Raw genomic sequence first — 6,048 nt, forward strand, 5'->3', positions numbered from 1 at the left:
GGCGCATGGACCCGCTCGCCCTCGGCTCGCTCGCGCTGCTCGCCCTCGTCGACTCCACCAGCATCGGGACGCTGCTCGTGCCGATCTGGCTGCTGCTCGCGCCGGGCGGCGTCACGGTGCGGCGGATGGGCCTGTACCTCGGCACGGTCGCCGGCTTCTACCTCGTGGTCGGGACGGCGGTCGCCCTCGGGCTGGACGTGGTGGCGGCGCCGCTCGGCGAGGCGCTGCGGACGCCCACCGGGCTGCTCGTCCAGGCCGGGCTCGGGGTGGCCCTGCTCGCGCTGAGCTTCGTCGTCGACCCCGGCGAGAAGGGCCGGGCGCGGCGTGCGGCGGCCGGCCGCGACCCGGCGCAGCGGGTGCTGCGCTGGCGCGACCGGGCCGTCGGCGGCACGACGGGCGCCCGGCCCCTGGTGCTGCTCGCGCTCGCGGCCGCCGCGCTCGAGGTGGCGACGATGCTGCCGTACCTGGCGGCGATCTCGATGGTCTCGACGAGCGACCTGGCGCCGCCCGCCCGGCTGGTGGTGCTCGCCGCGTACTGCGTCGTGATGGTGCTGCCGGCGCTGCTGCTGACCGGTTTGCGCGTGGCGGCCGCCCGCCGGGTCGAGCCGCTGCTCGAGCGGGTCGGCGCCTGGATGACGCGCACCGCGAGCAGCACCACCGGGTGGGTGCTCGGCATCGCCGGGTTCCTCGTGGCCCGCGACGCCGTCGCCCGGCTCGGCGGTCTCCAGGAGCTGGTCGACCGGCTCGGCTTCTGAGTGGATCGGCGATCGGCGGTCACAGGACGAGGCGTCCTGGCGTGTCACGCGTGTCCCTCTCCCACTTCGGTGTCACTTCCGGCACTGAACTGGGGAGACGGGCAAGGGGTCAGGGGCGGGCGGCGAAGCGCTCCAGGAGCTGGGTGTTGCCGGCCACGATGAGCATGTCGTGGCGGGTGACCATGGTGTCGGGGACGGCGTAGGTGAAGTCCTCGCCGGGGCTCTTCACACCGACGACCGTGACGCCGTACTTCTTGCGCACCTGCGACTGGCCCAGGGTGAAGCCCTGCGTCTCCAGCGGCGGGCGCATCTTCACGATCGCGAAGCCGTCGTCGAACTCGATGTAGTCGAGCAGCTTGCCCGACACCAGGTGCGCGACCTTCTCGCCGGCGTCGGCCTCGGGGTACACCACGCGGTGCGCGCCGATGCGCTCGAGGATGCGGCCGTGCGAGGGCGTGATCGCCTTGGCCCAGACCTGCTTGTTGCCCATGTCGACGAGGTTCGCGGTGGCCAGCACGCTCGACTCGATCGAGGTGCCGATGCCGACCACCGCGATCTTGAACTCCTGCACGCCGAGCTGCTTGAGGGCGTCGAGGTTCGTGCCGTCGGCCTCGACGACGTGGGTGAGCTTGCCCGCCCACTCCTGGACGATCCGCGGGTCGCGCTCGATCGCCAGCACGTCGTGCCCGAGCCGGTTCAGGGCGTCGGCGATGGCGGCGCCGAAGCGGCCGAGGCCGATGACGACGATGGCGTCCTCGTGCAGGTTCTTGTCACCCAACGATGGGCCTCTCTTCCGCGAGCCGGAACATCTTCGGGCTCTCGCGCAGGGCCAGCGCGGCAGCCAGGGACATGGTGCCCGTGCGCCCGAGGAACATCAGCGCGGTGAGCAGGTACTTGCCCGAGTCGGGCAGGTCGGCGGTCAGGCCGGTCGACAGGCCGCAGGTGGCGAACGCCGAGATCACCTCGAACAGCACGGTGTCGAGCTCGCGACCGGTGATCGCCTGCAGCGCCATCGTCGACACGGCCACCAGGGTCGAGCCGACGAGCAGCACGGTGACCGACAGCCGCATCGTCGCCGCGGGGATGCGGCGCCCGAACGCCTCGACGTCGGAGTCGCCGCGGGCCTCGGCGACCACCGCGAGGAAGAGCACCGCCAGCGTGGTCACCTTGATGCCGCCGGCGGTGGACGCGCTGCCGCCGCCGACGAACATGAGCATGTCGGTGGCGAGCAGCGTCTCGCCGTGCAGCGCGCCGACGTCGACCGTCGAGAAGCCGCCCGAGCGCGGCATCACCGCCATGAACAGCGTGGCGAGGATCTTCTCGTCGAGGTCGAGCGGGCCGAAGGTGCCGGAGTTGGTCCACTCGAAGGCGCCGAAGACGAGGATCGAGGCGAGGAGCACGAGCAGCGTCGTGGTGACCGTGAGCTGCGCGTGCAGCCCCCACTGCCGCGGACGGCGCCACGAGCGCCCCACCGCGACCAGCACCGGGAAGCCGACGCTGCCGACGAGGACGCCGACGGCGAGGGGGACGCAGAGCCACCAGTCGCCCACGGCGTCGCCGGGCAGACCGCCCGGGTGCGAGACGAACCCGGCGTTGTTGAACGCGCTGATCGCGTAGAACAGCGCGTGCCAGGCGGCCTGGCCGACGGTCTCCTCCAGGACGAGGAACCGCGGGAAAAGCACCACCGTGAGGATGCCCTCGAGCACCAGCGAGGTGCCGATGACGACCTTGAGCAGCGTGCCGACCTCGCCGAGCCGCTCCGCCTTGGTCTCGCGGGCCGCGAGCAGCTTGCCGGTGAGGCCCAGGCGGCGCGAGACCGCGAGCCCGAGCAGCGCGGCGATCGTGATGACGCCGAGCCCGCCGACCTTGATGGCGACGAGGATGACCACCTGGCCGAAACCCGACCAGTACGTGGCGGTGTCGACGGTGACCAGGCCGGTGACGCAGACCGCCGACGTGGCCGTGAACAGGGCGTCGGCGAACGGCGCGCGCTCGCCGCTGGCGGTCGCGGCCGGCAGCGACAGCAGCCCGGTGACGGCGGCGATGACGATGGCGAACACGACGAGCGCGAGCCTGGCCGGCTGGTTGCGCCCGATCGCGTCGATGCGTGCCCGCACCCGCGCCAGGGCACCTGCGCCGGGCGGGACGTAGGTGCCGGCCGTGCTGATCTGCGACACCCGTCCACCTCCCCGTCCCGCCGCTCCGGGCGGACCCCTCGGCGTGCACCTGCCGCGCCCGCGCGCTGCGCTGACGCTAGCGTCACGGCATGGCCTCCGGCACCAGGGTCGTGTGGGACCCGGACTTCAACCGGTACGACTTCGGTCCCACGCACCCGATGGCCCCGGTCCGGCTCGACCTCACCGCCCGGCTCGCCGAGGCGTTCGGCCTGTTCTCCCTCCCGGGGGTGCAGGTGGGCGGCGCCGACGTCGCCGACGACGCGGTGCTCGGCACCGTGCACGACGCGGACTACGTCGCGGCGGTGCGGCACGCGTCCGAGCACCCCGACGAGGCGGACGGGTCGCGCGGCCTCGGCACCACCGACGACCCGGCGTTCGCCGGGATGCACGAGGCGAGCGCCCGGGTGCTGCAGGCCAGCGTCGACTGCGCCGACCAGGTGTGGGGCGGCGACGTGCTGCACGCGGTGAACTTCTGCGGCGGGCTGCACCACGCGATGCGCGACCGGGCCGCCGGCTTCTGCGTCTACAACGACGTCGCCGCCGCGATCCAGCGGCTGCTCGACGCCGGCGCCGCCAAGGTCGCCTACGTCGACGTCGACGTGCACCACGGCGACGGCACCCAGGCGATCTTCTGGGACGACCCGCGGGTGCTCACGATCTCCCTGCACGAGACCGGCCGGTACCTGTTCCCCGGCACCGGGTTCCCCGACGAGTCCGGCGGCCCCGGCGCCCCCGGCAGCGCCGTCAACGTCGCGCTGCCGCCCGGTACCGGCGACCGCGACTGGCTGCGCGCGGTGCACTCTGTCGTGCCGCAGCTGGTGCGCTCCTTCGCGCCGGACGTGCTGGTCACCCAGCACGGCTGCGACACCCACACCCTCGACCCGCTGAGCCACCTGGCCGTCTCGCTCGACGCCCAGCGCTCGGTCGCCGCGATGCTGCACGACCTGTCGCACGAGGTCTGCGACGGGCGCTGGCTCGCCACCGGCGGGGGCGGGTACGAGATCGTCGACGTCGTCCCGCGCTCGTGGACGCACCTGGTCGGCATCGCGGCGCACGCCCCCGTGGACCCCGCGTCGAGCATCCCGGAGGGCTGGAGCGAGCACGTGCGCACCACGTTCGGCCGCCCCGGTCCCGCCCGGATGACCGACGGCGCCGACACCTGGTGGAAGTCGTGGGAGGTCGGCTACGACCCCGAGAGCGCCCTCGACCGCGCGGTGATGGCGACCCGTAAGGAGGTCTTCCCGCTGCACGGCCTGGACCCGTACTTCGACTAGTCCTGCTCGGCGATCCGAACCACACGCGCGTCATTACGCTGAGCGGGCTGCGTGCGGGAGTCTCCACTTCCCCACGCGCCACACCAGCCCCTACCCTGGGCACCCACTGAACGCGGACGACGCGCCACCGGCCGGGGGGCCGGCCAGCGCACCCGCACGGAGCGAGGACCAGGGTGCAGATGGCAGCGGACCGTGACCTGAGCGAGGTGCGCTTCCTCACCGTCGCCGAGGTGGCCTCGATCATGCGGGTGTCGAAGATGACGGTGTACCGCCTCGTGCACGCGGGCGACCTGCCGGCGGTCCGCGTCGGTCGCTCGTTCCGGGTCCCCGAGGACGCCGTCGACGAGTACCTGCGCGGGTCGTTCGTCGAGACCGCCTGACCGTCCGGTTGGGCCGAGCCCGCCCGCGCGGATAGACTCGACCCCCGTTGGGCGCGCGTGCGCTCCACCTGACCGCACCTGCCCCGTCGACCGAGTGAGGCCCCATGGGTTCCGTCATCAAGAAGCGCCGCAAGCGGATGGCCAAGAAGAAGCACCGCAAGCTGCTGCGCAAGACGCGTCACCAGCGCCGCAACAAGAAGTGAGCGCCGCTCGCCCCACGGGGTGAGCAGGCGACACGCACCAGGACCCGTCCGGGTCGGCCGAGCAGGCCGGCGGGCGGGTCCTGCCGCGTCCGCACCACGCGCGCACCACCCGTGCGACCGGGCCCCTGCGGCCCGCAGGTGCAGCACCTAGGATCGGGCGCATGGCGGAGGTCGTGCTGGTCACCGGGGTCTCCCGGTACCTCGGCGGCCGGTTCGCGCGGACGCTGTCGACCAGCGGCGCGGTGCGCCAGGTCATCGGCGTCGACGTCGTCCCGCCGACCCACGACATCGGCAGCACCGACTTCGTCCGCGCCGACATCCGCAACCCGGTGATCGCCAAGGTGATCGAGCGGGCCGGCGTCGACACCGTCGTGCACATGAACGTCATCGCCACGCCGACCTCGGCGGGCGGGCGGGTCTCCATGAAGGAGATCAACGTCATCGGGACGATGCAGCTGCTCGCCGCCTGCCAGAAGTCGTCCGGCGTGCGTCGCCTGGTCGTGAAGTCGACCTCGTCGGTCTACGGCGCCAGCGCCAAGGACCCCGCGCAGTTCACCGAGGACACCCCGGCGGGTCGGCTCCCCCGGGCGGGCTGGGGCAAGGACTCGGTCGAGGTCGAGGGGTACGTGCGCGGGTTCTCGCGCCGGCGTCCCGACGTCGACGTCGCGGTGCTGCGGTTCGCCAACGCGATCGGTCCGGGTGTGCGCACGGGGCTCACCGACTACTTCGAGCTGCCCGTCGCCCCCGTGGTGCTCGGTTTCGACCCCCGCCTGCAATTCGTCCACGAGGACGACCTGGTCGAGGCGATGCGCCTGGCCACCGTCGGCGACGTGACCGGCGTGGTGAACGTCGCGGGCGACGGCGTGCTGACCCTGCAGCAGGCGCTGGGGTCGATCGGCCGGCCCGTGGTGAGCGTGCCGCCGCCCCTGCTCGACCCGTTCGTGCAGGCGCTGCGCCGCCTGTACCGGGTCGACCTCAGCTCCGACACCCTCGCGCTGCTCACCCACGGGCGCGGCCTCGACACCACCCGGATGCGCGCCGACCTCGGCCTCGACCCGGCGTACACGACCCGCGAGGCGTTCACGTCCTACGTCACCTCGCGCCGGCTCGCCGGCCCGGTGCAGCCCGCGGCCCTGGACGCCGCCGCGGCGCGCCTGGTCGCCCTCGCCGGCGGGCTCGACCGCGCCCTCGCGGGGGCCGGCTCGGTGCTCGCGGGGCTGTCCGCCGCCGGCTCCCGCCGACCGACGCCGCAGGAGGCC

At 73.4% G+C, this 6,048-nt stretch carries 7 protein-coding genes; 5 read left to right on the forward strand and 2 right to left on the reverse strand.

The window, feature by feature from the left end; translation table 11 throughout:
* Positions 1–5: 5 nt before the first annotated feature.
* Entirely contained in the window at positions 6–755 is a 750-nt protein-coding gene (locus tag ACYVKY_RS17665) for a GAP family protein (RefSeq protein ID WP_460436294.1), read from the forward strand.
* Between the two features lie 109 nt (positions 756–864).
* On the opposite strand, the gene ACYVKY_RS17670 is transcribed toward ACYVKY_RS17665, so the two are convergent.
* Entirely contained in the window at positions 865–1,533 is a 669-nt protein-coding gene (locus tag ACYVKY_RS17670; protein ID WP_460436295.1) for a potassium channel family protein, read from the reverse strand.
* The gene (locus tag ACYVKY_RS17675; RefSeq protein WP_460436296.1) at positions 1,526–2,932 is read right to left on the reverse strand and encodes a TrkH family potassium uptake protein; all 1,407 of its coding nucleotides are present in this window, start codon (positions 2,930–2,932) and stop codon (positions 1,526–1,528) included. Before ACYVKY_RS17675 ends, ACYVKY_RS17670 begins: the two co-directional genes overlap by 8 nt.
* An 89-nt stretch (positions 2,933–3,021) precedes the next feature.
* On the opposite strand from ACYVKY_RS17675, the gene ACYVKY_RS17680 reads away from it, so the two are divergent.
* The 4 genes from ACYVKY_RS17680 to ACYVKY_RS17695 all read left to right on the forward strand — a co-directional run.
* A complete protein-coding gene (locus ACYVKY_RS17680; protein WP_460436297.1) occupies positions 3,022–4,206 on the forward strand; it encodes an acetoin utilization protein AcuC in 1,185 nt (394 codons plus the stop codon).
* A gap of 179 nt (positions 4,207–4,385) precedes the next feature.
* Positions 4,386–4,586: a helix-turn-helix domain-containing protein gene (locus tag ACYVKY_RS17685; RefSeq protein WP_460436298.1), complete on the forward strand. Its 201-nt coding sequence runs from the start codon at positions 4,386–4,388 to the stop codon at positions 4,584–4,586.
* 104 nt (positions 4,587–4,690) lie between these two features.
* Complete coding sequence (locus ACYVKY_RS17690; protein ID WP_003792170.1) at positions 4,691–4,789, forward strand: 30S ribosomal protein bS22; 99 nt, start codon at positions 4,691–4,693, stop codon at positions 4,787–4,789.
* Positions 4,790–4,950: 161 nt separating this feature from the next.
* Positions 4,951–6,048: NAD-dependent epimerase/dehydratase family protein (locus ACYVKY_RS17695; protein ID WP_460436299.1), on the forward strand; the 1,098-nt coding region annotated here is incomplete at its 3' end.

The organism is Angustibacter speluncae, assembly GCF_054777815.1.